Here is a 24,287-nt window from a genome sequence, read left to right on the forward strand (position 1 = left end):
TCCCACCACCCCGCGAACCGCCACCGCTTTGTAGCGGTTCACCGCCTGCATGAACTTCGTGAGGATCGTCAGCACACCGGTCACGAAACCCACGGCTGACTGAAGCACCCGCGCACCGTACTTGACCAGGCGCATACTCAAATACGCCACGCCCGCCGCCGGCAGCGCGATGGTCAACACCACGCCTATCACCAGGTCAATCAGCAGCGACACCATAAAACCGGCGGCTGCTTGCGCGACTTCACTGGGCGGTAAGGCCTCCAGCCAGATCATGGCAGTGCGCAGTAACAGGTACAGCGCGGCCTCATCACTGGCCAGCAACATCGCCTGTTCCATGACCTTGGGCGCATCGGTGGCGATTTGCGCCAACTTCGCCGCCTCGCTACCCAGTTGCTCGACGTACTTGAGCGGGTCTTCAAGAATCGCCTGCACCTGCTTGATGCTGTCCCACACCTCCGTGATCGCTGCCCAACTGCCGGCGAGCACGCCGTTGCCTATTGCGCTGGCCGGGGATTGCTGCCAATGCGGCTTGAAGCCTTGCCACTGCTCGCGCAGCCATTGCTCCAGATCCGCAGTCAGCCCGGCATAGGAAGCAAACAAGGCATCGACTTGCTGCGCTGAAACGCCGCCCTGAACCCTTACCTGATAGCGCCCGCCGGCGGCGCATTCGTGGAAACCGTCGCCGTGCTCGTCGAGCAGGATGACCCTGGAACTGCCGTCATCCAGCCCGATCACCTCAACCGGGATATTGCCGATCGGCACGTCGTACGCTGACTCGAACCTGCTCTGGATCTTCAGCACACCACCCGCAGGACAGCGGGTCACGGTGGAAAAATCCGTATCGCCAAGACTCACCGACTGCTGTGCATCCCCAGCCCGCAACACCCGATCCATACCCAGCAACGACGGCATGTCCGCTGCATGACCGACCGTATCCAGCGCGCGCGAATACCAGGCGCCCATCTGCTGGCGGTACTCCGCCAGGATCTGATGGAAACCATTTAGCTCGTGTTCGATAAAGTTGATGTGGGCAGGTTGGGTCATCCATGACGTCTCGTCGCAAGGCAAGGCGTCGGAGTCTGCCGCAGTAAAAAACGGCTGGATGAACGGTTGGAAAAATCAGATTGCGGCTACAACGGACGGGTAAAAGTCGGCGTTAACCCATACATAAAGGCCACTTCAAATCGCGAAGCTACTGATTGACGAGCAGTCCCCTTGAGCGCCTTTGAGTTGGGTTTCGAACGCAATCAGCCCAGCCTGCATCCGTCGCAATACGGCGATTTGCGCGGCCAGCGTGCGCTTCTTGTCGGCGATGGCTTGCTCAGCCCGGTCCCAAGGAAGCGCATCACCCTCGTACCCCAGCAAAATCTCCTGCAATTCCTTGAGCTTGAACCCCAGCTGTTGCGCGCACTTTATAAACATCAGCCGCTCGACATTCTGCTCGGTATAAACGCGATAACCGCCCTGACGCGCAGGCGCGGGCATCAGCCCGATCGCCTCATAGTGACGAATCGCCTTGATGGTTGTGCCGGACAACTGCGCGGCTTTGCCGATGTACATGAAAACTCCCTTTTTCGAATAGTGCGCTGGCCTGTTTCAGCCACTTGGCCCGCTGCGTCAGCGTTGAGCCCAGTACCGGCCCCAACAGCAGTGTCTTGCTCGTCGTGATGCCACAGAGCGCCAGTGTGGTACGACGCATCTGGTAGATGGCCGGCATGCGATAAACCCAGCGGTAATACCACGACGGCGTGTCCAGGGTCACTAACAAGTGCGCGGTTCTGCCCTTTAATAACTTGTCTGGGAATGCCTTGCCTGCGCGGTATTTGAAGGCAAAGCCGGGTAGGAAAACGCGGTCGATAAAGCCCTTCATCAGTGCCGGGACACCGCCCCACCAGACAGGGAACACCCACGCCAGGTGCTCGGCCCAAAGGATGTCGGACTGGGCGCTGAGCAAGTCGGGCTCCAGCGTCTGTGCCTGGGTATAGCCATGATTAAGGATGGGGTCGAACCTGAGATCACCCAGGCGCAGGACGCGGACTTCGTGGCCGGCCGTTTTCGCAGCGTGGATATAGGTGCGCGCGAGGGCGGAACAAAAGCTATCGGAGGACGGGTGGCCGAGAATGACCAGAATGCGCTGACTCATGGTGATAAGTTCTGAGAAAAGGGCATTCAGGGTAGGGGGTGCCGTATAGGGGAGAGTCAAGTGCCAGCAGGACCTTTCTGTGAGGTACGCGGGACCCTTCCTGAACTGTTCTCGAATGCTTGTGACGGTACTGTGGGCTGGCTAGCCTGCCTTCCCTGACATCAGGGTTCTTCGCCGCGCGATTTCAAGTACAGGCGTGCTTTTGCTAAGGCGTGGTCGGATTCGGAAAATTGTGCAACAGGCTGCTGCACAATTGTCTTGGTGCCATCAAGTCGCGCTTTTGGACAAACTTCCCGGCAGACGAGCAAATCGAGCGAGAGTTGGCGGGGTAGCCAGGGGCTTTTCGGTGGTTGAAAAATGTAAGGAAAAATCTCACGCGTGAGCTATTGAGTACCTTGCGGATTGCCTGTAGATTTTCTCACGCGTGAGTTTTTCGCAGCGAGGTCAGTACCATGAACAGCAGCTCTCCATCGAGCCCATCAACTGGGCCCGATACCGATTCAACAAGCCTCAAGGGAGAGCGCTTGAAGCCGTCCGCAAAAAAGCCGTCGAGCTTTTACATGAAGCAGATGCGTGCGGGGCTGGCGGCGGCCGGTTATGTGAAACACGAGACTTGGGTGCTTCCCGAAAACCGAAGCCTGCTCAAGCAAATGGAGAAACAGCTACGCCAACCGATCCTGGCTGGCTCATTCATGTCGGAGAATTTCATGAGCGCAGGTACCAACTGGAATATCGATCGCCTCTTCAGTGCTCTTCAGGCGCTGGATGACGTGACGTCCAATGACATTACGCTTTCTCTCGTCCAAGGCTCCGAGTCCAGCATCAAGCTGGAGATGAACGACTTTGGTGGCTTGCCGATTTACATCGCGGTGGTGGGCGAGCAAATCATCGTGGATACCGTCCTGGTTGACGCTGAGTCCATCAACGACGTGCCGGCCTTCAACGACGCCGTGCTGCGCAGCCGGGAGATGTTTCCGTTGTCGTCCATCGGTATCGAGTCCATGCCGAATGGGCAGGTGGTTTACAACATGTTCGGTGCGCTCAGCTCCGACTCCAGCCTGACCAACATCGTGACCGAGGTGAAAACCCTGGTTGATAACGTGCAGCGCGCCAGCGAAGCCTTCGAACGTTTCTTCATTTAATTATTCGGGAAAACCCAATGACTCAGTCCATCTGGAGCAAATTGTTCACCGCGTTGCGTGGCGGTGCCAGCGAAGTCGGCGAATCGATCGTCGACCAACAGGCCCTGCGCATCCTCGACCAGGAAATTCGCGATGCCGACAGCGCCTTGGCCAACGCCAAGCGTGAATTGGTAAGCATCATGGCCAAGCACAAACTGGCGGCTGATCGCGTTGGCGAGTACGACGCCAAGATCAAAGACCTGGAATCCAAGGCGATGGCCGCTATCCAGGCCAACCGTGAAGACCTCGCCCTGGAAGTGGCCGAAGCCATTTCGACCCTGACCAACGAGCGGGACGTGGAGCAAAAGCAGACCACTGAGTTCGGTGGGTACGCTGAAAGCATGCGCAAAGACATCACCAAAGCCGAGAGCCGCATCAAAAGCCTGCGCCAGCAAGTGGACATGGCCAAGGCTCGCGACAGCGTGCAAAAGGCCCAGGTCAGTGCCTCCATTGCCAGCGGTGGTGCCAACGGCAAGCTGGAAACCGCGGTCGGTACGCTCAACCGCTTGCAGGCCAAGCAGCAGCAACGTGCCGCTGAGCTGCAAGCCCAGGATGAGCTGGCTGATGCGTCAACGGGCACGGACCTGGAGCGCAAACTGCGCGATGCCGGCATCACGCCGAACGAAGGCAGTGCCAATGCGATTCTGGAGCGTCTGAAGCAAAAGTCGGCGGAGTAATCAACGCAGGTCAGTTAAGCCTGCAACTCTGTGGGGAGGGAGCTTGTTCCCGCTGGGCTGCGCAGCAGTCCTGTTTTTGGGGCCGCTTTGCGCCCCAGCGGGAGCAAGCTCCCTCGCCACAGTCGCAGTGCCTTTCTTTTGTATGTTGAGGTCAGGATGAACGCCTTGAAGGGTTTCAAGACAATCGCAGGCCTGGCCCTCTTCATGGTCGCGCTGCAACTGCTCAATGTGGCGACCGGTTACAGCCTCATGGCATTCGGGCTAATCCCAAGAACGGTGCAGGGTCTGTTCGGCATCCTCTCCTCGCCGTTTTTGCACGCCTCCTTCGCCCACCTGAGCGCCAACCTGATTGCCTTTGTGATCCTGGGTTCTCTGGTCATCATCGAAGGGGTCAACCGGTTCATCGCCGTCAGCGCCATCATCATTCTGCTGGGCGGCTTGTTGGTCTGGCTGTTTGGTTTTTCAGGCGTACACGTCGGCGCCAGCGGCTGGGTGTTCGGGCTATGGGCTTATCTGCTGTCTCGCGCCTGGTTCCATAGAAGCTGGGGCAACCTGCTAACAGCCGCTGTCGTGGCTTTGCTGTATGGCGGACTGGTCGTGGGCTTCCTTCCGCGGCAGGGCGTTTCCTTCGAAGGGCATCTGTTTGGTGCGCTCGCCGGATTTATTGCAGCCAAGGTACTTCTATCCACGTCGCGCAGCGGGTTTAATGCCGGGTGACCGCACTTGAGCATCCAGACGCCGAGGCGATGCTGTCGTCAGGATTCAAGTACCCAGGGAGCCAGGGGCCAAATGTCGATTTTCCTACTGTTACGCATGTACGCCTCGTCCCTCTTTCACCGCTTCGGTTGGGCAGGGCTGATCGTTGCCTTGGGTGTCCACCTGAGCACGGCTTATCTGGGCCTGGTGTTGCTGGGCGAACAACACCTCACCGCTCCCGCCACGTTTATCTACTTCTACCTCACCACCACACTCACCGTCGGCTATGGCGACCTCGCGCCGCAGACCTCGGCGGGACGAATTTTCGTGGCGACCTGGGTCATGCTCGGGGGCATTGCGCTGCTCACGGCCGCCATCGGCAAAACCACCAGCAGTGTTATCGATGCATGGAGAAAAGGCATGAAGGGCAAAGGTGATTTCACCGGCAAGGTCGGCCATACCGTGCTGATCGGCTGGGAGGGCGCGTCCAGCGAGCGGGTGATTGAGTTGTTGCTGCAAGACGAAACCTCGAACGACAACTTGATCGTGATCTGCGATTGCAGCCTTGAAGAAAACCCGATGCCGGGCAAAGCGGCGTTCATCCGCGGCGAAAGCCTGTCTTCCACCGCACTGTTGCTGCGTGCCGGTGTGCCTGGTGCCGAGCGTGTGCTGGTGCGAACCCCGTCGGATGACCTGACGCTGGCCACCGTGCTGGCGGTGAATCAACTGAGTCCCGTCGGGCATGTGGTCGCCCACTTCAACGAAAGTGAAATCGCTGCACTGGCCAGTTCCTACGCCCCGCGCCTGGAATGCACGTCCAGCATGGCGATCGAGATGCTGGTGCGCGCCTCTCAGGATCCGGGCTCGTCGGTGGTCATCAATGAGTTGCTGTGTGTGGGGCAGGGCGCCACCCAGTACCTGATGAAATTGCCCGAAGCCTTTGAGGCAACATTCGGCGAGCTGTACACGCAGATGAAGGAGCGCCACAACGCCACCCTCATTGGCTATCGCGCCAAAGGTGTTCAGCAGCCGTCGATCAATCCGCCCAGCGCCACAGAGGTCAAAGGCGGCGAACTCTTCTACATCGCTTCCACTCGCCTTAAGGAAATCTCCCATGGGATGGCTTAAACAGTTGATGGGGCTTGAGGCCCCAAAAGCCACTACCGACTCGAGCCGAACCGCCAGCCCAAGCCTGCCTGCTACCGGTCCTTTGGACCTGGCGCCGGGCAAGGGCGTGATGTTCGACACCACCCTGAAATTGCTGCTCGATGAAAAAACCAACGTGGTGATCCCCGGCTCCCAGGAAATCTGGAGCAATGGCACCATCGATCTTGGCCAGTCCACCTGGCTGTCGCGCTATTACATGAACGACGAAGATTATTGGTTGCAGGTGCACACCACCGGCCAGATAGCGGGCCAGGTCGAGTCAGTGATTCTGTTCAACTACCTCAGCTACGTCACCATCAGCAGTGAAGCGGAACTGCGCAGGCTCGCGGGCCCACAGAGCCTGATCGGGCTGCCGACCTACACCCACGACGGCGTTGAGTACTTCCGGGAGTGGGGCAGCGAGGACGGCCAGACCGAATTGGTGGCGATGAGCGAACAGGTCACCAGCCCAGAAGCCACCTACAGCGTCGAGCACCGTTCGATGCTATACGCCCGCGACACCGGCCTGACCGACCGTCGAGAATTCCTGCTGTTCTCCGTCGAAGAAGATGCCGAAGGCACCATCAGCCTGAGCATATCCCTGGGCATTTCGCTGTACACCACCGACCTGACTACGCTCTAAAAAAGGAAGCCGTCCATGCTAGAAGCACTCTCCATCTCCCTCAACAAAGCTGCGGTGCTCGGCTTTGTCCTCTACATCCTGGGGGCTGCGGTACTGTTCGCGCTGTTCCAGTTCATCTACACCCGCATCACCCCGCACAAGGAGTTCGAACTGATCCGTGCGGGCAACACCTCCGCAGCGGTCGCCCTGGGCGGTGCCATCGTCGGTTTCGCCATTCCAGCCAGCAACGTGATCGCCTACTCGATCAACGTTCTCGACTTCATCGTCTGGGCCGTGATCGCCGCCGTCGTCCAGCTGCTGGCGTTCCTGCTGACCAGCCTGGTGCTCAAAGGCACGTCCGAGCGCATCAAGAAGGGCGAACTGGCGGCCGGTATCTACGTGGCCGCGGTGGCCATCAGCGTCGGCATGCTGAATGCCGCGTGCATGACGCCCACCTCGAACTGATTGCGCACGGAGCTCCCGATGAAACGAAGCAAGTACGTCCAGCTGTCGCTGGCAGCGTCGGTCGCCATGGCGATATCCGGCTGCGGCCCAACGGAAAAAACCTACGATCTGCAAAAGAAGTACAACTTCCAGTCGGTACAGCAATGCGCCGATGAAAAGCTTCCGGTGGACGTCTGCTCGGACGCCTACATGACGGCCATGGCCGAGCATCGCCGCATTGCGCCGGTGTATGACAGCCAGGCCGATTGCGACGCCGACTTTGTCGCTGATTGGTGCCAGCAAGACTCCACCGGCAAATTCATCCCGCGCTTGGGCGGTTTCGAACTGACCGCCGAAGGCCAGGTGACCCAATCCCAGGTCGACGCTGCCAATGCGCAAGCGGCCAACGCTCAGGCCAGCGGCGGCGGCTCGGGCTTCTCCACCAGCAGCCTGCTGACCGGCTTGCTGATCGGCAACATGCTGAGCAACAACCGCAACAGCTACCGTTCGGAACCGGTGTACCGCTATCGCGATGATCGCGGCAACTACGGTAATTCGACGCTCAACCAGCGCGTGTCCAATGGCGCGACCTTTGGCCGTTCCAACCAGGCCCGCTACGGCAGCAGCAATTACACCAGCACGCTGCGCTCTTCACCTAAGTCGAGCTCGGTTTCATCGGCCACCTCTCGCGGCGGCTTCGGCAGCAAAGCCAGCGCACGCAGCGGCTGGGGCGGCGGGTCGAGCAGCTAAGGAAACCGGCCATGAAGAAGATCCAATGCGCAGAGCGTCATGACTGGAAACATACAGCCGAGAGTCTTGGCTTCCTGTTCCATACCATTGACGGCGAACCTTACTGGGACGAAAGCGCGTACTACCAGTTCACGCTCAAGCAAATCGAGCGCGACCTCGAAGACCCGACCGCCGAGCTCCATGACATGTGCATGGACCTCGTCGCCCGCGTGGTCCACAGCGAAGAACTGCTTGAACGCCTGAGCATCCCCGCGCCTTTCTACGACATGATCCGAACCTCATGGCTCGAAGGTCACCCGCACCTGTACGGGCGCATGGACTTCTCCTACAACGGCAGCGGGCCCGCCAAGTTGCTGGAGCTCAACTACGACACCCCCACCAGCCTCTACGAAGCAGCCGCGTTTCAGTGGGGCTGGCTGGAACAATGCATCGAGCGTGGCCTGCTGCCCAAGCACGCCGACCAGTTCAATAGCATCGACACCAAACTGCACCAGGCCTTCGCCCAACTGCAGGTCAACCAGCCGTTCTACTTCGCCTCGATGAAAGACTCCATCGAAGACAAAGGCACCACCGACTACCTGCGTCTGGTTGCCGAAAAGGTCGGCATCGAATCGCGCCACATCGACGTCGAAGACATCGGCCTGACCAGCGAAGGCCGCTTCGTCGACCTTGAAGATCGCTGGATCCCCCACCTGTTCAAACTGCACGCCTGGGAGTTCATCTTCCACGAGCCCTTTGGTGCCGCGATTGCCCAGAGCGACACGCAGTTCTTCGAACCCGCGTGGAAATCCGTCCTCTCCAACAAAGGCATCCTGCCGCTGCTGTGGGAATTCAACAAAGGCCACCCCAACCTGCTCGCGTGCCACCTGGACACCGACCCAGGCAAGGCCGTACCAAAAGGTTGGGTGCGCAAACCGTTCTTCTCCCGGGAAGGCGCCAACATCGAACTACAAACCGCCGACGGCCTGATCGTAAAAGAAGACGGTCCCTACACGGATGCGCCCTTCATCCTTCAAGAGTTCGCACCGCTGCCGAAATTTGGTGACAGCTACACGCTGATCGGCTCCTGGGTCATTGGCGACCAGGCGGCGGGGATTGGGGTGCGAGAGGACAATAGCTTGATCACCAAGGACTCAAGCCGGTTTCTGCCGCACTTGATCCTGGATTAAGGAAGTTGATCGTTCCCACGCTCCGCGTGGTAATGCATCCAGTGACGCTCCGCGTCACCCACACGCATCTCAATCTACGCCCATAAAAAAGCCTGCCTTTTCAGGCAGGCTCAATACGGAGCATGGCAGTCTTAGCTCTGGCGAGCAGACAGGGCCGAGTAGCTGTTCATCAAATTGCGATAGTTAGGAATCCGCTGGGACAACAAATTCCCCAGCCCTTCGATATCGTTGCGCCAGTCGCGGTGCAACTCACACGCCACCGAGAACCAGTTCATCAACTGTGCACCGGCCTGTGTCATCCGGCTCCACGCCGCCTGCTGCACCGTGGTGTTGAACGTGCCCGACGCATCCGTCACCACAAACACCTCAAACCCTTCCGCCAGCGCCGACAACGTCGGGAACGCCACACACACATCCGTCACCACACCGGCAATGATGATTTGCTTACGCCCCGTGGCCTTGATCGCCTTGACGAAATCCTCGTTGTCCCAGGCATTGATCTGACCAGGGCGAGCGATATACGGCGCGTCCGGGAACATCTCCTTCAACTCCGGCACCAGCGGGCCGTTAGGGCCTTGCTCGAAACTGGTGGTGAGGATGGTCGGCAAGTTGAAGAACTTGGCCAGGTCAGCCAGGGCCAGCACGTTGTTCTTGAACTCGTTGGGGGTGAAGTCCTGCACTAGGGAGATCAGGCCGGTCTGGTGGTCGACCAGCAGAACAATGGCGTCGTCTTTGTTCAAGCGGTTGTAGGTTGCAGTGCTCATGGTTGAATCCTTTTTTTGTTTAGGTTGGTTGGGCGTTGCGTTCAACATGGGCACAGATTAATGGGTGGGTGACGGGGGATAAATCGGGTGGGAGGAGTCTTACTGTCAACTCAAGGTGGACAATGGTTAAGGCGCGATTTCAGGCCTCAGGTCGCTGCGCAGAACAGGAATGAATTGTCTGCCTCAATGACATTGATTGAAGGGTGGGCCAGCAGCTGTTGGGTAATTGAACTGTGTTTTACGGGCATTAAAAAGCCGGCTTGTGGCCGGCTTCTCGGGGACTGCCTCAGCTTGTTTTTGACAAACCTCACCAGCCTTCAAATCGCTCAGCCCACATTGCGTCAGGCTGAATAGTAGGGGCATCCGCGGGAACTCCTCCGCTTCGCCGGCAGGAAATCAGCTAAAAGCGACCCCTGCCAAATGTGCGGCGCATGATACCCACATTCACCTCAGTTGCCCACCTCCGGTTCCGATTTAGAGCCTTCCCAGCCCAGCAGGTGTTCATCCAGTGGCACCGGTGGGCGGCGGTTGTTGAGGGTGGACCACCAGAATACCCAGCCGACGATCTTGAAGCTTTGTTCGAAGCGCTCCTCATGGTTGAGGTATTCGTCCGGGTGTTCGCTGGCGTTGTGGCTGCGCATGCGCAGGCCGCCGCCAGGACGGTTGTAGAGGTATTTGATGCGCAGCATGCCGTCGTGTTCAACGGCGTAGATTTCACCGTCGATGATTTGGGTGCGGCCTCGGTCGATGGCGAGGGTGGCGCCTTGTTGGATGATGTCGATCATGCTGTTGTCGACCATGTAGGCGCCTATCGCGCGGTCGGGGTTGACGTTGAGGGTTTCCAAATTGTGCAGGGAGACGCGGATGCGTTCGGTTGAGGTGAAGGTGGGGTGGAGAGGGATCTCCACGTCGGTTTTTTCCGGGCGGCAGGCGGGGCCTGTGAGGTATTTGCCTGTGTCTTCGCGGGTGGTTGCAATCCTTGCGATGGGGCCTTCCAACAGGTAGTTGGCAGGCGGGTGCTTGGGGCCTTTACCGTCGCTTAACCAGCGACTTGAGACGCACAGCAATTCTGCGATCTCGTTGAGTCGACCCATGGGGACGCCGCGTTTGAACCAGTTGTTCACGTGCTGAGGCGTGACGCCGCGGTTCTTGGCGAAGTCGGAGGCGGAAAGATGAACTTCCCGTAGTAGTGCTTTTAAACGATCACCTGATGTATTCATAAACGCAGAGTTTACTGGCCGGAAAGTCCCATCAAATAAACCATGCGTTGATTTGCCGTTGTAGGATCTGGCTTAGTTATGGCTTGATCTTTCATGTATGCAACTTGATTAAACGCCGCAACTAAAAATTGAACTTGATGTTTAGTCTGGCCCATAAAAAAGCCCCGAATTAACGGGGCTTTTTATTTGCCGTGGCAATGAGGTGCGGGTGTCAGCCTTTGTAGGCAGCAACCGACTTCATGATCTCGGCGCGGGCGGCGTCTGCGTTGCCCCAACCGTCGATCTTCACCCATTTGCCTTTTTCGAGGTCTTTGTAGTTCTCGAAGAAGTGCTTGATCTGTTCCAGCAGCAGTGGCGGCAGGTCGGTGTATTCCTTCACGTCCACATACAGCTGGGACAGCTTGTCGTGTGGCACTGCGATGACTTTGGCATCGCCGCCGCCGTCGTCGGTCATGTTCAGGATGCCGACTGGGCGGGCGCGGATAACCGAGCCTGGGGTGACCGGGTAAGGGGTCACGACCAGCACGTCGAGGGGGTCACCGTCGTCAGCCAGGGTGTTGGGGATGAAACCGTAGTTGGCCGGGTAGAACATCGGGGTGGCCATGAAACGGTCAACGAACAGGCAGTCGCTGTCTTTGTCGATTTCGTATTTGATCGGCGCGTGGTTGGCCGGAATTTCGATGGCGACGTAGATGTCGTTCGGCAGGTCTTTGCCAGCCGGAATCTTGCTGTAGCTCATTGGGCGTTGCCCCCGTTAGTTGGCCATATGACATGGCCGGATTGGCCTAAAAGTGGCGGCGATTATAGGCATATTCTGACGCCGATGCCATGCGCCAAGCGTCGTACGGTCATTCGCCCTGTGGCGAGTAGCGCGGGTCGCTGGCTTGCAGTTGGGTCAGGCGGGCCAGGGGATCCTGGCGATAAAAGCGGCTGAGTTGGGCGTACACCTGTGGATAACAATTGACCAGTAAATCCGGGGCGCTGAAGAAATATTCACTGGTGACGGCAAAGAATTCCGCCGGGTTTTCCGCAGCGTAAGGGTCTATCTCGGTCTCGGCGTCCGGGTTGGCGTCCAACTGGCGGTTGAGGTCATCGAAGGCGCCTTGCATGACGCTGGCCCAGTCCTGCACGCGCATGTCATGGTGCAGAGGCGGCAGGCCGTTGGCGTCGCCGTTGAGCATGTCCAGCTTGTGCGCCAGTTCGTGGATGACCAGGTTGTAGCCTTCCCATTGGCCGCTGGCGAGCACACCAGGCCAGGCGAGGATCACCGGGCCTTGTTGCCAGGCTTCGCCGCTGTGTTCGCCGTCCCATTCGTGCTCCACGCCACTGGCATCGCGATGGCGTTGTGGGCTGAGGAAGTCGTCGGGGTACAGCACGATCTCATGGAAACCCAGGTACCAGTCGAGGTCGCCCAGGTTCATCAGCGGCAATTGCGCCTGGGCGGCGAGCAGCAGGCGTTGTTCCTGGTGCAGTTCGACGCCGGGCAGGGCGGTGAGGTGTTTTTCGCTGAGAAACACCACGCAGGCTTCGCGCAGCCACTGGTCTTGCTCCGGCGTGATGCCGTCGAGGAAGGTCAGGTGGTGGCGCACCCGTTGCCAGGTGTCATCGGCAATCGGGTGCTTGGCCAGCAGGCGCCGGCGACGCCAGGCGCTGAGGGACCACACGGGCGGTCAGTGCGGATTGGCTTCGGAGGACGTGCGGCCAAAGCGGCTGCGCACTACGCCAATAATCATCGGCACCAGTGACAGCAGGATGATGAACACCACCAGCAGCGACAGGTTCTTCTTGATAAAAGGCACGTTGCCGAAGAAGTAACCCAAGGTCACCAAGCCACCGACCCACAGGATGGTGCCCAGTACGCTGAAGCCGAAGAAGCGCGGATACGGCATCTTGGCCACGCCCGCGACGAACGGCGCGAAGGTGCGCAGGATCGGCAGGAAGCGCGCCAGGGTCACGGTCTTGCCGCCGTGCTTGTCGTAGAAGTCGTGGGTTTTTTGCAGGTAGTCGCGGCGGAAGATCTTGGAGTTCGGGTTGCTGAACAAGCGCTCGCCCGCCGTTCGTCCGATCACGTAGTTGGTGCTATCGCCGAGGATGGCCGCCAGCATCAGCAGGCCGGCCAGCAGGACTGGGTCCATACCGCCGCCAGCCGCTACAGCACCGGCGATGAACAGCAAGGAGTCGCCCGGCAGGAAGGGCATGACCACCAGGCCGGTTTCGCAAAAAATCACCAGGAACAGAATGGCGTAGATCCACGGACCGTAATTGGTTACCAGCATGTCGAGGTAGACGTCGAGATGCAGGATAAGGTCGAGCGGGTTGAAATCCATGGATGGCACCTGTGTGAATAGCCCGACTCAGCGGGCTTGTGCGGAAGCTCAGGCAATAAGGCTACAAGTAATTGTCGCGGTTCTTACAACCCTGAAAGGTCGGCATTATACGGATTGAGAGGTGAAAAGCGTGTGGCTTTTGTAGCGGGGAGTGTCGCGAAATTGTGAAGGGGTGAGGCTTCAAGCCCGTCGCCGGATCCAATGTGGGAGCTGGCTTGCCTGCGATAGCGGTGGGTCATTATGAGAAATGCTCGCTGACACTCCACTATCGCAGGCAAGCCAGCTCCCACAAGGATATTGCGGTGTCTGGCTGACTGGTTTTCAGTCTTCGTTGATCGGCAACACGTAGTTTTTGAATTCGGTGTCTTCGCGAAACCCAATCGATTCATAGGTCTTCTGCGCCACGTCGTTATCGCTGCTGGTCGATACCCGCAGGCGCACCGCGTGGGTGTCCTTGGCCATTTTCTTGGCCGTGCGCATCAGGTTGTCAGCCACCAGTTGCCGGCGTGCGTCCTCGGCCACATAGATGTCGTTGAGGATCCACACCCGCTTGAGCGACAGCGAAGAAAAACTCGGATACAGCTGGCAAAACCCCAGCAGCCGCTTGTCGTCATCGTCGGCCAGGGCCAGGTAGATCACCGACTCCTTGCGCCGCAGGCGCTTTTCCAGGAAGGCCCGTGACGAGTCCGGGAACGGCAAGGCCCCGTAGAACTCGCGGTATTTGACGAACAACGGGGTCAACAGGTCCAGGTGTTCCAGGGTCGCTTGAGTAATCCGCATGCCAGGCCTCAACTTCCAAATGGGGTATGACCACACGAGCGGCCGTGACTCGATGCTGCCTAATGACGCCAAAAAGCGCAATCGTGCCGCTAGCGGTCATCCGGCGGGCTGAGCAGGAAATTGCCTTTCATCAGGTCCGGGTTGTCGGATTCGAGGGTCTGAACCTGCGCCTCATCCTTGAGATTGACCCCCGACAACTGTCGGCGACACGCCTCTCGCATCAAGTACAGCAGGCGATGGGCCGCCATGCCGTAGCTCAAGCCTTCGAGCCGCACATTGGAGATGCAGTTGCGATAGGCATCGGTGAGGCCGACCTTGGGGTTGTAGGTGAAATACAGGCCCAGGCTGTCCGGCGAGCTGAGCCCCGGCCGTTCGCCGATCAGGATCACCACCATCTTGGCGCCCAGTAGCTGCCCGATTTCATCGGCCACCGCCACGCGGCCTTGCTCCACCAGGATCACCGGTGACAAGGACCAGCCTTCGACGTGGGTCTGTTCTTCCAGGCGCGCCAGAAACGGCGCTGTATGTTTATGCACGGCCAGTGCCGACAGGCCATCGGCCACCACGATGGCCAAGTCCACGCCACCGGGCTGGGCCAGGGCGTAGTCGCGCAGCGTTTGCGCCGACTCATCGCTCAGGCGTCGCCCAAGGTCCGGGCGTTGCAGGTAGATGTGCCGGTCCGTGGCGGCGCTGTGCAACAACAGGCTGTCTCGGCCACGTTCGGCCAGTTGGTGGCTGAGCCCGGCGTGATCGAAGGGCAGGTGCACCGCGTCCCGCGCCTGGGCGTGGGCAAACTGGAAGTCCAGTTGGGCGCTGGTGGGAAGGCTGGTGCCGGTGCGGCCCAGGGCAATACGCGCCGGGGTCAGGCGGCGCAGTTCCAGCCACGGGTTGTCAGGCAATTCTGGTTCCACAGTCGGCTCCTTCATCCCAATTGCGCCAAGGCGTGACGAAAGGCCGGTGGCAGGCTGTTGCCAAAGTGCACCTTGCCATCGGCCTGCGTGAAGATGCCCATTTTCGCCAGCCACTGCTCGAACTCCGGCGCCGGTTTTAAACCCAATGTTTGCCGGGCGTACAGAGCGTCGTGGAACGAGGTGGTCTGGTAGTTGAGCATGATGTCGTCGGAGCCGGGGATGCCCATGATGAAGTTGATGCCGGCCACACCGAGCAGGGTCAGCAGGGTGTCCATGTCGTCCTGGTCGGCTTCGGCGTGGTTGGTGTAGCAGATATCGCAACCCATGGGCACGCCGAGCAGTTTGCCGCAGAAGTGGTCTTCCAGGCCGGCGCGGATAATCTGCTTGCCGTTGTACAGGTACTCCGGGCCGATAAAACCGACCACGGTGTTCACCAGAAACGGCTTGAAGTGCCGCGCCACGGCGTAGGCACGGGTTTCACAGGTTTGCTGGTCGACGCCAAAGTGCGCATTGGCCGACAAGGCGCTGCCCTGGCCGGTTTCGAAGTACATCAGGTTCTGGCCCAGGGTGCCGCGCTTGAGGCTCAAGCCGGCGTCGTAACCTTCCTGCAGCACGTTCAGGTTGATCCCGAAACTGGCATTGGCCGCTTCGGTACCGGCAATTGACTGAAACACCAGGTCCAGCGGTACGCCGCGGTTGATCGCTTCGATGGAGGTGGTGACGTGGGTGAGCACGCAGGCCTGGGTGGGGATTTCGTAGCGCTGGATGATCGCGTCCAGCATCTCGAGCATGGCGCAGATCGAGGCGATGCTGTCGGTGGCCGGGTTGATGCCGATCATGGCGTCGCCGTTGCCGTACAGCAGGCCGTCGAGAATGCTCGCGGCGATGCCGGCCGGTTCGTCGGTGGGGTGGTTGGGCTGCAAGCGCGTGGACAAGCGCCCGCGCAGGCCCAGGGTGCCGCGAAACTGGGTGACCACGCGGATCTTCTGCGCCACCAGCACTAGGTCTTGCACGCGCATGATCTTGGACACGGCCGCGGCCATTTCCGGTGTCAGCCCTGGCGCCAATGCGCGTAGGGTATGTTCATCAGCCGCATCGCTGAGCAGCCAGTCGCGCAGGCCGCCGACGGTGAGGTGGCTGACCGCTGCAAACGCCTGTTTATCGTGGGTGTCGATGATCAGCCGGGTGACTTCATCGCTTTCATAAGGAATTAGTGCTTCTTGCAGGAAGTGCTTGAGCGGGATATTCGCCAGCGCCATCTGCGCCGCCACACGCTCACCGTCATTCTGGGCGGCGACACCGGCGAGGAAGTCCCCGGAGCGTGCGGGGCTGGCCTTGGCCATCACGTCCTTGAGGCTGTCGAAGCGGTAGGTTTGAGCACCCACCGCGTGGGAAAAACTTGCCATACAGTGTCTCCTTGATGACGCGGGCCTGCTGTGGGCAAGGCACCGCGTCGAGGTTTTCGGCAGTTAGTGCAGAGCGGCCTCTGCGGCCTGGATCGCCGCGAATTCCTCTTCCGGCGTGCCTGCTACCAAGTGATGCCGGCTGTAGAAAGCAAAGTAAGCAATTAATACTCCATAGATGATCGCCGCGCCAATCACCACACGCGGGTCCACCAGAAAGCCAGCCACCACGGCCACGCAAGCCAGCACCAGCGCCACGCCCGAAGTGAAGATGCCACCCGGCGTGCGGTATGGCCGCTCCATTTTAGGGCGACGGATGCGCAGGGTGATGTGGGCGGCCATCATCAATACGTAGGAAATGGTGGCGCCAAACACCGCCACCAGGATCAGCAAGTCACCCTGGCCGGTCAGCGACAGGCCAAAGCCGATAATCCCGGGGATCACCAGTGCCAATACTGGCGCCTTGCTCTTGTTGGTCTCGGACAATTTGCGCGGCAGGTAACCGGCACGGGACAAGGCAAAGATCTGCCGCGAATAGGCGTAGATAATCGAGAAAAAGCTCGCGATCAAACCGGCCAGGCCGACCAGGTTGACGAAGCTCCCCATCCAGGTGGAACCGCCGTATGACAACGCCAAGGCTTCAACCAGCGGGTTGCCGGATTTGATCAGCGCGTACGTCCCCGCACCGCCCGGCGCGATCACCAGGATCAACAGGGCAAAACTGGTCAGCACCACAATCGCGCCGATCAGCCCGCGCGGCAGGTCGCGCTTGGGGTTCTTGGTTTCTTCAGCGGCCAGCGGCACGCCTTCTACCGCCAGGAAAAACCAGATGGCATAAGGGATCGCGGCCCACACGCCGACGTAGCCGAACGGCAGGAAGCTGCTGGCGCCCTTGGCCTCGGTCACGGGTATATCCAGCAGGTTGGCGACGTTGAAGTGCGGCACCATCGACACCAGGAACACGCCCAGGGCAATCGCGGCGATAGCGGTGATCACGAACATCAGCTTCAAGGCTTCGCCCACACCAAAGATGTGGATGCCGATAAAGATGATGTAGAACGCCAGGTAGATCATCCAGCCGCCAATGCCGAACAACGACTCGCAATAGGCGCCGATAAACACTGCGATGGCGGCGGGGGCGATGGCGTATTCGATAAGGATGGCAGTACCCGTGAGGAACCCGCCCCAAGGGCCGAATGCGCTGCGGGCAAAACCGTAGCCACCGCCGGCAGTGGGGATCATGGAGGACAGCTCGGCCAGGGAAAAGCACATGCACAGGTACATGGTGGCCATCAGCAAAGTGGCGAGGAACATGCCGCCCCAGCCGCCTTGGGCCAGGCCGAAGTTCCAGCCGGCGTAATCGCCGGAAATAACATAGGCGACGCCAAGGCCAACCAGTAGTACCCAGCCGGCGGCGCCTTTTTTCAGTTCGCGTTGTTGAAAATAATCGGTGCCGACTTTTTCGAAGTCGACAGAAGAACCAGTGGGTTCGCTAGGCATGGGAAGTACCTTCCATTCTTATTGTTTTTGACTCGGCGTCTGTGTGCCGAACGAGGTAGCAATTGCGTGTGATATCAAATGTGGGAGCTGGCTTGCCTGCGATAGCGGCCTGTCAGCTACCCCTTATTTGGCTGATACACGCCGCTAATGTAGGAGCGAGCTTGCTCGCGAAAAACTTGCGAGCGCCTCGGGGAGTCAGGCTGCTCGCGTTATCGTTAACGTTCTTCGCGAGCAAGCTCGCTCCTACAGTGACGGTTGTTGCTTCAGTGGGGTTAGAAAAAGCCCAACGGATTAATGTCGTAGCTCACCAGCAAGTTCTTGGTCTGCTGGTAGTGATCCAACATCATCTTGTGGGTTTCACGGCCCACGCCAGACTTCTTGTAACCACCAAACGCGGCATGCGCCGGGTACAGGTGGTAGCAGTTGGTCCACACGCGGCCGGCCTTGATCGCCCGGCCCATGCGGTAGGCGCGGTTGATGTCGCGGGTCCACAGGCCAGCGCCCAGGCCGAACTCGGTGTCGTTGGCAATCGCCAGGGCTTCGGCTTCATCCTTGAAAGTGGTGATGCTCACCACCGGGCCGAAGATTTCTTCCTGGAACACGCGCATGTCGTTGGTGCCCTTGAGCAGGGTCGGCTGGATGTAATAGCCGGTGGCCAGGTCGCCCGTGAGCTTCTCGACCTTGCCGCCGGTGAGCAATTGCGCGCCTTCGCCCTTGGCGATTTCCAGGTAGGACAGGATCTTGTCGAACTGCTGCTCGGACGCTTGGGCGCCGACCATGGTGTCGGTGTCCAGCGGGTCACCACGCTTGATCGACTCGACCTTCTTCATCACCACTTTCATGAAGTCGTCGTAGATCGACTCTTCCACCAGAGCGCGGGAAGGGCAGGTGCACACTTCGCCCTGGTTGAAGAACGCCAGCACCAGGCCTTCGGCGGCTTTTTCGATAAATGCAGGTTCCGCTTTCATGATGTCGGCGAAGAAGATGTTCGGCGACTTGCCGCCCAGCTCGACCGTGGACGGAATGATGTTCTCGGCCGCGGCATGCATGATGTGCGAGCCCACAGGCGTTGAACCGGTAAAGGCGATCTTGGCGATGCGCTTGCTGGTGGCAAGGGCTTCGCCAGCTTCCTTGCCGAAACCGTGCACCACGTTCAGCACGCCCGGTGGCAGCAGGTCGCCGATCAGCTCCATCAGCACGCTGATGCCCAACGGTGTTTGCTCGGCTGGCTTGAGCACCACGCAGTTACCGGCGGCCAGAGCCGGTGCGAGTTTCCACGCGGCCATCAGCAGTGGGAAGTTCCACGGGATGATCTGGCCAACCACACCCAGCGGTTCGTGGAAGTGGTAGGCGGCGGTGAGTTCGTTGATTTCCGCGCTGCTGCCTTCCTGGGCGCGGATGCAGCCAGCGAAGTAGCGGAAGTGGTCGGCGGCCAGGGGGATGTCGGCGTTGAGGGTTTCGCGCACGGCCTTGCCGTTGTCCCAGGTTTCGGTGATGGCCAGCAGTTCGAGGTTTTGCTCGATGCGGTCGGCGATTTTCAGCAGTACCAGCGAGCGGTCCTGGGCGCTGGTTTTGCCCCAGGCGTCTGCGGCTGCGTGGGCGGCGTCCAGTGCTTTGTCGATGTCTTTGGCAGTGGAGCGCGGGAAGTCGGCGATGGGCTTGCCGTTGACCGGCGAGGTGTTGGAGAAGTAGTTGCCATCGACCGGCGCCACGAATTCGCCGCCGATGTAGTTGCCGTATTTGGCCTTGAACGAAACGATGGCGCCTTCGGTACCGGGGTGTGCATAACGCATGGTGGGCATCTCCTGCTTTTATGTTTATCGGAGTACAGCGCTGCGAGCGCGTTATAAAGCGTAGAGCAAAGGTCGGGCCATCGCCGTGCGGGCCAGCAGAATCAAGAGGTTGGGCTTTGTTGCAAGGCTTTGCCGTGACGGGAGTGATACAGGCAAGGTGACAGTTTGTGCCATAAACGATACAGCCTGTGACCGGTGGGTCGGGCCGGGATTGCAATGGCCGGATGGCTGGGGGATGCTGGGCGTTCTCACGCAGGGAGAATAATAAGAACATGCATAACGATCATTTCAGTCGCCATGCCCAGCAAGTCTTGACCGTCACCCGTGGCCAAGAGCTTTCCCAAGGGCCTGGCAGCGACCCGTCCATCGCCCGTTCCTGGCTGCGCTGCGTGGAGGATTACCACCTCGACCCGACGCTGACCATCGCGCCCACCGTGCTCGAGCACGGGCGCCTGCTGGAAAGTCGCGAACGCCTGCGCCAAGTGCTGCACATCGCCGGCAGCGAAATGAACAGCCTGCACCAGCAACTCTCCGGCGCCGGTCATGCGGTGCTGCTCACCGATGCGCGTGGGGTGATCCTCAACTGTGTCACCGCGCCGTCCGAGCGCAAGATCTTCGAGCGCGCCGGCTTATGGCTGGGCGCTGACTGGAGCGAAGCCTGCGAAGGCACCAACGGTATCGGCACCTGCCTGGTGGAACGGCAGTCGTTGACGATCCACCGTGACGAGCATTTTCGCGGCCGTCATACCGGGCTGACCTGTTCGGCCAGCCCGGTGTTCGACCCTCATGGTGAATTGCTGGCGGTGCTGGATGTGTCCTCGGCCCGCGAAGCCGTGTCGCGCCAGAGCCAGTTCCACACCATGGCGCTGGTGAACCTGTCGGGCAAGATGATCGAAAGTTGCTATTTCCTGCGCCACTTCGAACACCACTGGCTGTTGCGTTTCCACCTGCAGGCCGAGTCGGTCGGGTTGTTCAGCGAAGGCTTGCTGGCGTTTGATGGCGAAGGGCGCATTTGTGCGGTCAACCAGAGCGCTCTGAACCTGTTGGGGCAGCTACGCGGCGGCTTGGTAGGCCAGCCGGTGGAGGCATTTTTCGACTGCTCCCTGGATCAGTTGCTGGGGCGGGCCAGCGCGAATGCCACGGCCAGTTGGCCGCTGCGCACCCGCGATGGCCGGCTTTTGTTTGCAGCGCTGCGAGGCCAGCCGCGCAGTGTGCCGGTACCCATCATCAAGCCGCAGGCGCCACGGCCTTTGGGTATCTGCGTGGGCGACCCGGCGTTGCAAAATGAGCTACGCAAGGCCTCGCGAGTGTTCGAGCGCGACGTGCCCTTGCTGATCAACGGCGAAACCGGCTGCGGTAAAGAAGCCTTCGCCAAGGCTGTGCACCAGGGCAGCCAGCGGGGCGATAAGGCCTTTGTTGCGCTGAACTGTGCGGCGATTCCAGAAAACCTGATCGAGAGCGAATTGTTTGGCTATCGCGCCGGCAGTTTCACCGGCGCCCTTAAAGAAGGCATGCGCGGCAAACTGCAACAGGCCGACGGCGGCACGCTGTTTCTCGACGAAATCGGCGACATGCCCCTGGCGTTGCAAACCCGCCTGTTACGGGTGCTGGAGGATCGCCTGGTGGTGCCTATCGGCGGCGAACCTCAAGCGGTGAACGTGCGCATCATCAGCGCCACGCACCGAAATTTGCTGGAGCGCGTGGCCGATGGCAGCTTTCGCGAAGACCTGTATTACCGCTTGAACGGCTTGGAAGTGGCCCTGCCGCCGTTGCGCGAACGCAGTGACAAGTCGCAACTGTTGGACTTCCTCCTGGCCCAGGAAGCGGGCCCCGAGCAAGTGATGCTGGACGAACCTGCGCGCCAGGCCTTGTTAGCATTCCAATGGCCCGGCAACCTGCGGCAGTTGCGTACGGTGTTGCGCACGGTAGTGGCGCTCTGTGAGGGCGGGCGAGTCGGTCTTGAAGACTTGCCGGCACTGATTCGCCAAGCGCAGCCGCAAGGGGCGAGGGTGGATGCGCCGTGCGTCTCGCCGCTGGAGAACGCCGAGCGCCAGGCATTGCTCAACGCGCTGGCGCAGCAGCGCTGGCATATGAGCCATGTGGCTGAACAGTTGGGGGTCAGTCGCAATACGCTGTACCGCAAGTTACGCAAGCATGGCATTTCACGGGGCGCCATGCAGTAAGTGGCGCTGTCGGAGTAACCTGGTTATTGCGAACTGCTCGTTTTTTGCCTCACGCGCTACCTTGAAAGGCGCTGAGCTTAAAAACGCCGGCAGCACGGTTTAAGAGCTCCCTTGTGCCGGATCCTACCGGCGAGCGTTTCGTGCTCAGCTAAAGCGTGCGAACTTTCCCACCCTACGCTAACCTGCCTCGATGTTTACGAGGTCGACTATGCACATTCATATTCTGGGTATCTGCGGTACGTTCATGGGTTCGATGGCGGTTCTGGCCAAAGAGCTGGGCCATCACGTAACAGGCTCCGATGCCAATGTTTATCCACCCATGAGCACGCAGCTACAGGCGCAAGGGATTGAGCTGATCCAAGGTTACGACCCTTCGCAATTCGACCCGGTGCCGGACCTGGTCGTCATCGGCAACGCCATGTCTCGCGGCAACCCGGCGGTGGAATACGTACTGAACAAAGGCTTGCCTTACGTCTCCGGCCCCCAGTGGCTGGCGGACCATGTGCTGCAGGGCCGTTGGGTCCTGGCAGTGGCGGGCACTCACGGCAAGACCACCACCAGCAGCATGCTGGCCTGGGTGCTGGAGCATGCAGGCATGAGTCCGGGTTTCCTGATTGGCGGTGTGCCGCAGAACTTCTCGGTATCGGCGCGCCTGGGCCAGACCCCGTTTTTTGTGATCGAGGCCGATGAATACGACAGCGCCTTTTTCGACAAGCGCTCCAAGTTCGTCCATTACCGCCCACGCACAGCGATCCTGAATAACCTTGAGTTCGATCACGCGGATATCTTCCCCGATCTGCCGGCGATTGAGCGCCAGTTCCACCACTTGGTGCGCACTATCCCAAGTGAGGGCCTTGTCATTCATCCCACCACCGAGCCTGCGTTGCAGCGTGTGATCGACATGGGCTGCTGGACCCCGGTGCAAACTACCGGCGCGGACGGGCAGTGGCAGGCGAGGTTGCTCAGCGAAGACGGTTCGCGGTTTGAAGTGCTGTTCGAAGGCCAGCCCCAAGGCATCGTCGATTGGGGCATGACCGGCCAACACAACGTGGCCAACGCTTTGGTGAGCCTGGCTGCCGCTCGGCATGTTGGCGTGGTGCCAGCCATGGGCATTGCCGCCTTGAGCGCGTTCAAGAGTGTGAAGCGGCGCATGGAGAAAGTCGCTGAAGTAAATGGAATTACCATCTACGACGACTTTGCCCACCACCCGACCGCAATTGCCACAACCCTGGATGGCCTGCGCAAGCGCGTCGGCGATGCGCAGATCATTGCCATCGTCGAGCCGCGCTCCAACTCCATGAAGCTGGGCGCGCACCGTGATGGCCTGCCCGAGAGCGTCAACGATGCCGACCAGGTGGTGTGGTATGCGCCGGCCAACCTCGGCTGGGATTTGCCCGCGATTGCTGCGCTATGCACCGTGCCCTCCACAGTCTGCGATTCGTTGGAAGGCATCATTGAGCATGTGAAATCCTTGGCCCAGCCCGGCACCCACGTGGTGGTCATGAGCAACGGCGGCTTTGGCGGCCTGCACGGCAAGCTGGCCGAGGCACTGAAATGAGCGGGCCGGAACGCATCACCCTGGCGATGACCGGCGCATCCGGTGCGCCCTATGGCCTGCGCCTGCTCGATTGCCTGGTGCGTGAAGACCGTGAGGTGCATTTTCTGATCTCCAAGGCGGCGCAATTGGTGCTGGCGACTGAGACCGATGTCGCGCTGCCTTCCAAGGTGCAGATGATGCAGGCATTCCTCACCGAGTACACCGGCGCAGCGGCGGGGCAGATCAAGGTTTACGGCAAAGAGGACTGGATGTCGCCGGTAGCCTCAGGCTCCGGTGCGCCAGCGGCGATGGTGGTGGTGCCGTGTTCCACCGGCACCTTGTCGGCGATTGCCACAGGCGCCTGCAACAACCTGATCGAAAGGGCGGCGGATGTGACCTTGAAGGAGCGCCGCCAGTTGATCCTGGTGCCGCGCGAAGCGCCGTATTCGAGCATTCACCTGGAGCACATGCTCAAGTTGTCGAACATGGGCGTGACCATCCTGCCCGCGTCGCCTGGTTTCTATCACCATCCACAGACCATCGATGACCTGGTGGACTTTGTGGTGGCGCGCATTCTCAACCTGTTGAACATTCCCCAGGACATGCTGCCGCGTTGGGGCGAGCACCATCTGGGCGGCGATGAATAAAGCACTGCTGCTGTTGATGGCGCTGCAACTCACCGGCTGTGCCACAGCGCGTACTCTGGATGCCGCGCAACCGGGCGCCCCGGTGGTGTATGCCGGCACACGCCTGGATCTGTACGCGATCAATGGCGGCTGCTGCGCCAAGGACCGCTTTGGTGCCGAGGCCCCGAGCTATCCCCATCTCGACCTGCCGGCCAGCGCGTTGCTCGATACCTTATTGTTGCCACTGTCGGTGTTGACGGTGCTGGGGGTTGGCTTCAACGCCACGGGCGGACTGTAAGATAAGGGCTACCTGGGTGGATCGTTCCCACGCTCCGCGTGGGAATGCAGTCGGGGACGCTCCGCGTCCCAAGCATGACGCAGAGCGTCATAACCGGCGTTCCCACGCAGAGCGTGG

The 24,287-nt window shown here is 60.0% G+C and carries 24 protein-coding genes and 1 pseudogene; 12 read left to right on the forward strand and 13 right to left on the reverse strand.

The annotated features are described in order from the left end of the window. From GIV26_RS19615 to GIV26_RS19625, 3 genes and pseudogenes are all read right to left on the reverse strand, one after another. A pseudogene (locus GIV26_RS19615) lies at positions 1-1,044 on the reverse strand (type IV secretion protein Rhs); the annotation flags it as partial. Between the two features lie 135 nt (positions 1,045-1,179). Next, a complete protein-coding gene (locus GIV26_RS19620; protein WP_082239667.1) occupies positions 1,180-1,560 on the reverse strand; it encodes a MerR family transcriptional regulator in 381 nt (126 codons plus the stop codon). Next, positions 1,499-2,143, reverse strand: coding sequence for an NAD(P)H-dependent oxidoreductase (locus GIV26_RS19625; protein ID WP_236281917.1), 645 nt, complete (start codon positions 2,141-2,143; stop codon positions 1,499-1,501). Before GIV26_RS19625 ends, GIV26_RS19620 begins: the two co-directional genes overlap by 62 nt. Positions 2,144-2,703: 560 nt before the next feature. Between GIV26_RS19625 and GIV26_RS19635 the strand changes: the two genes are divergently transcribed. From GIV26_RS19635 to GIV26_RS19670, 8 genes are all read left to right on the forward strand, one after another. Then, on the forward strand, positions 2,704-3,285 hold the full coding sequence (locus GIV26_RS19635) for a YjfI family protein (RefSeq protein WP_032895109.1): 582 nt from the start codon (positions 2,704-2,706) through the stop codon (positions 3,283-3,285). A 17-nt stretch (positions 3,286-3,302) separates the two neighbouring features. Beyond that, the gene (locus tag GIV26_RS19640) at positions 3,303-4,001 is read left to right on the forward strand and encodes a PspA/IM30 family protein (protein ID WP_057975573.1); all 699 of its coding nucleotides are present in this window, start codon (positions 3,303-3,305) and stop codon (positions 3,999-4,001) included. 156 nt (positions 4,002-4,157) lie between these two features. Then, entirely contained in the window at positions 4,158-4,718 is a 561-nt protein-coding gene (locus GIV26_RS19645) for a rhomboid family intramembrane serine protease (RefSeq protein WP_236281919.1), read from the forward strand. Positions 4,719-4,790: 72 nt separating this feature from the next. After that, entirely contained in the window at positions 4,791-5,825 is a 1,035-nt protein-coding gene (locus GIV26_RS19650; RefSeq protein WP_054896927.1) for an ion channel, read from the forward strand. Further along, a complete protein-coding gene (locus GIV26_RS19655) occupies positions 5,812-6,486 on the forward strand; it encodes a DUF2491 family protein (protein ID WP_236281921.1) in 675 nt (224 codons plus the stop codon). The genes GIV26_RS19650 and GIV26_RS19655 overlap by 14 nt, the downstream gene beginning before the upstream one ends. Before the next feature lie 15 nt (positions 6,487-6,501). Continuing rightward, positions 6,502-6,930, forward strand: a complete 429-nt coding sequence (locus tag GIV26_RS19660; protein WP_003194539.1) for a DUF350 domain-containing protein — start codon at positions 6,502-6,504, stop codon at positions 6,928-6,930. An 18-nt stretch (positions 6,931-6,948) separates the two neighbouring features. Further along, positions 6,949-7,659: a DUF1190 domain-containing protein gene (locus tag GIV26_RS19665; RefSeq protein WP_032895116.1), complete on the forward strand. Its 711-nt coding sequence runs from the start codon at positions 6,949-6,951 to the stop codon at positions 7,657-7,659. An 11-nt stretch (positions 7,660-7,670) separates the two neighbouring features. Next, complete coding sequence (locus GIV26_RS19670) at positions 7,671-8,828, forward strand: glutathionylspermidine synthase family protein (protein ID WP_205547523.1); 1,158 nt, start codon at positions 7,671-7,673, stop codon at positions 8,826-8,828. 131 nt (positions 8,829-8,959) lie between these two features. Here the strand turns inward: GIV26_RS19670 and ycaC are convergent, their stop codons facing one another. The 10 genes from ycaC to exaC form a co-directional block, all read right to left on the reverse strand. Then, positions 8,960-9,592 carry an isochorismate family cysteine hydrolase YcaC gene (ycaC, locus tag GIV26_RS19675; protein WP_236281923.1) on the reverse strand — a complete coding sequence of 211 codons (633 nt, stop codon included), beginning with the start codon at positions 9,590-9,592 and terminating at the stop codon, positions 8,960-8,962. Positions 9,593-10,041: 449 nt separating this feature from the next. After that, on the reverse strand, positions 10,042-10,812 hold the full coding sequence (locus GIV26_RS19680; protein ID WP_034126892.1) for a LexA family transcriptional regulator: 771 nt from the start codon (positions 10,810-10,812) through the stop codon (positions 10,042-10,044). A gap of 211 nt (positions 10,813-11,023) precedes the next feature. Then, positions 11,024-11,551, reverse strand: a complete 528-nt coding sequence (ppa, locus tag GIV26_RS19685; RefSeq protein ID WP_003176323.1) for an inorganic diphosphatase — start codon at positions 11,549-11,551, stop codon at positions 11,024-11,026. A 109-nt stretch (positions 11,552-11,660) separates the two neighbouring features. Next, positions 11,661-12,476 (reverse strand): zinc-dependent peptidase, encoded by an 816-nt coding sequence (locus GIV26_RS19690; RefSeq protein ID WP_236281925.1) that lies wholly within the window; start codon positions 12,474-12,476, stop codon positions 11,661-11,663. Positions 12,477-12,482: 6 nt separating this feature from the next. Next, positions 12,483-13,139 (reverse strand): DedA family protein, encoded by a 657-nt coding sequence (locus GIV26_RS19695; protein ID WP_003194521.1) that lies wholly within the window; start codon positions 13,137-13,139, stop codon positions 12,483-12,485. Between the two features lie 321 nt (positions 13,140-13,460). Next, a complete protein-coding gene (locus tag GIV26_RS19700; protein WP_014720105.1) occupies positions 13,461-13,919 on the reverse strand; it encodes a GNAT family N-acetyltransferase in 459 nt (152 codons plus the stop codon). Positions 13,920-14,008: 89 nt separating this feature from the next. Beyond that, the gene (gene eutC, locus GIV26_RS19705; RefSeq protein ID WP_236281927.1) at positions 14,009-14,845 is read right to left on the reverse strand and encodes an ethanolamine ammonia-lyase subunit EutC; all 837 of its coding nucleotides are present in this window, start codon (positions 14,843-14,845) and stop codon (positions 14,009-14,011) included. Then, on the reverse strand, positions 14,842-16,236 hold the full coding sequence (locus GIV26_RS19710) for an ethanolamine ammonia-lyase subunit EutB (RefSeq protein ID WP_054896914.1): 1,395 nt from the start codon (positions 16,234-16,236) through the stop codon (positions 14,842-14,844). The genes eutC and GIV26_RS19710 overlap by 4 nt, the downstream gene beginning before the upstream one ends. A 63-nt stretch (positions 16,237-16,299) precedes the next feature. Further along, a complete protein-coding gene (gene eat, locus GIV26_RS19715; protein ID WP_054896913.1) occupies positions 16,300-17,733 on the reverse strand; it encodes an ethanolamine permease in 1,434 nt (477 codons plus the stop codon). A gap of 272 nt (positions 17,734-18,005) precedes the next feature. Then, positions 18,006-19,526: an acetaldehyde dehydrogenase ExaC gene (gene exaC / locus GIV26_RS19725; RefSeq protein ID WP_005791797.1), complete on the reverse strand. Its 1,521-nt coding sequence runs from the start codon at positions 19,524-19,526 to the stop codon at positions 18,006-18,008. A 272-nt stretch (positions 19,527-19,798) separates the two neighbouring features. Between exaC and GIV26_RS19730 the strand changes: the two genes are divergently transcribed. The 4 genes from GIV26_RS19730 to GIV26_RS19745 all read left to right on the forward strand — a co-directional run bounded on the left by GIV26_RS19730 (position 19,799) and on the right by GIV26_RS19745 (position 24,170). Then, entirely contained in the window at positions 19,799-21,709 is a 1,911-nt protein-coding gene (locus tag GIV26_RS19730) for a sigma-54-dependent Fis family transcriptional regulator (RefSeq protein WP_236281929.1), read from the forward strand. A 208-nt stretch (positions 21,710-21,917) separates the two neighbouring features. Next, positions 21,918-23,267 carry a UDP-N-acetylmuramate:L-alanyl-gamma-D-glutamyl-meso-diaminopimelate ligase gene (gene mpl, locus GIV26_RS19735; protein WP_127881469.1) on the forward strand — a complete coding sequence of 450 codons (1,350 nt, stop codon included), beginning with the start codon at positions 21,918-21,920 and terminating at the stop codon, positions 23,265-23,267. After that, positions 23,264-23,893: a flavin prenyltransferase UbiX gene (gene ubiX, locus GIV26_RS19740; RefSeq protein ID WP_236281931.1), complete on the forward strand. Its 630-nt coding sequence runs from the start codon at positions 23,264-23,266 to the stop codon at positions 23,891-23,893. Before mpl ends, ubiX begins: the two co-directional genes overlap by 4 nt. Then, positions 23,886-24,170, forward strand: coding sequence for a YceK/YidQ family lipoprotein (locus GIV26_RS19745; protein ID WP_003194502.1), 285 nt, complete (start codon positions 23,886-23,888; stop codon positions 24,168-24,170). Before ubiX ends, GIV26_RS19745 begins: the two co-directional genes overlap by 8 nt. Positions 24,171-24,287: the final 117 nt, after the last annotated feature.

Origin of the sequence: Pseudomonas sp. PA-1-3F (assembly GCF_021609665.1) — a bacterium.
In the GTDB taxonomy this organism is placed as follows: Bacteria; Pseudomonadota; Gammaproteobacteria; order Pseudomonadales; family Pseudomonadaceae; genus Aquipseudomonas; species Aquipseudomonas paracarnis.

Excerpts from the sequence above, each read along its gene's own strand:
- GIV26_RS19620 (WP_082239667.1), bottom strand. The coding sequence starts at position 1,560 with ATGTACATCGGCAAAGCCGCGCAGTTGTCCGGCACAACCATCAAGGCG.
- GIV26_RS19625 (WP_236281917.1), bottom strand. The coding sequence starts at position 2,143 with ATGAGTCAGCGCATTCTGGTCATTCTCGGCCACCCGTCCTCCGATAGC.
- GIV26_RS19635 (WP_032895109.1), top strand. The coding sequence starts at position 2,704 with ATGAAGCAGATGCGTGCGGGGCTGGCGGCGGCCGGTTATGTGAAACAC.
- GIV26_RS19640 (WP_057975573.1), top strand. The coding sequence starts at position 3,303 with ATGACTCAGTCCATCTGGAGCAAATTGTTCACCGCGTTGCGTGGCGGT.
- GIV26_RS19645 (WP_236281919.1), top strand. The coding sequence starts at position 4,158 with ATGAACGCCTTGAAGGGTTTCAAGACAATCGCAGGCCTGGCCCTCTTC.
- GIV26_RS19650 (WP_054896927.1), top strand. The coding sequence starts at position 4,791 with ATGTCGATTTTCCTACTGTTACGCATGTACGCCTCGTCCCTCTTTCAC.
- GIV26_RS19655 (WP_236281921.1), top strand. The coding sequence starts at position 5,812 with ATGGGATGGCTTAAACAGTTGATGGGGCTTGAGGCCCCAAAAGCCACT.
- GIV26_RS19660 (WP_003194539.1), top strand. The coding sequence starts at position 6,502 with ATGCTAGAAGCACTCTCCATCTCCCTCAACAAAGCTGCGGTGCTCGGC.
- GIV26_RS19665 (WP_032895116.1), top strand. The coding sequence starts at position 6,949 with ATGAAACGAAGCAAGTACGTCCAGCTGTCGCTGGCAGCGTCGGTCGCC.
- GIV26_RS19670 (WP_205547523.1), top strand. The coding sequence starts at position 7,671 with ATGAAGAAGATCCAATGCGCAGAGCGTCATGACTGGAAACATACAGCC.
- ycaC (WP_236281923.1), bottom strand. The coding sequence starts at position 9,592 with ATGAGCACTGCAACCTACAACCGCTTGAACAAAGACGACGCCATTGTT.
- GIV26_RS19680 (WP_034126892.1), bottom strand. The coding sequence starts at position 10,812 with ATGAATACATCAGGTGATCGTTTAAAAGCACTACTACGGGAAGTTCAT.
- ppa (WP_003176323.1), bottom strand. The coding sequence starts at position 11,551 with ATGAGCTACAGCAAGATTCCGGCTGGCAAAGACCTGCCGAACGACATC.
- GIV26_RS19695 (WP_003194521.1), bottom strand. The coding sequence starts at position 13,139 with ATGGATTTCAACCCGCTCGACCTTATCCTGCATCTCGACGTCTACCTC.
- GIV26_RS19700 (WP_014720105.1), bottom strand. The coding sequence starts at position 13,919 with ATGCGGATTACTCAAGCGACCCTGGAACACCTGGACCTGTTGACCCCG.
- eutC (WP_236281927.1), bottom strand. The coding sequence starts at position 14,845 with ATGAAGGAGCCGACTGTGGAACCAGAATTGCCTGACAACCCGTGGCTG.
- GIV26_RS19710 (WP_054896914.1), bottom strand. The coding sequence starts at position 16,236 with ATGGCAAGTTTTTCCCACGCGGTGGGTGCTCAAACCTACCGCTTCGAC.
- eat (WP_054896913.1), bottom strand. The coding sequence starts at position 17,733 with ATGCCTAGCGAACCCACTGGTTCTTCTGTCGACTTCGAAAAAGTCGGC.
- exaC (WP_005791797.1), bottom strand. The coding sequence starts at position 19,526 with ATGCGTTATGCACACCCCGGTACCGAAGGCGCCATCGTTTCGTTCAAG.
- GIV26_RS19730 (WP_236281929.1), top strand. The coding sequence starts at position 19,799 with ATGCATAACGATCATTTCAGTCGCCATGCCCAGCAAGTCTTGACCGTC.
- mpl (WP_127881469.1), top strand. The coding sequence starts at position 21,918 with ATGCACATTCATATTCTGGGTATCTGCGGTACGTTCATGGGTTCGATG.
- ubiX (WP_236281931.1), top strand. The coding sequence starts at position 23,264 with ATGAGCGGGCCGGAACGCATCACCCTGGCGATGACCGGCGCATCCGGT.
- GIV26_RS19745 (WP_003194502.1), top strand. The coding sequence starts at position 23,886 with ATGAATAAAGCACTGCTGCTGTTGATGGCGCTGCAACTCACCGGCTGT.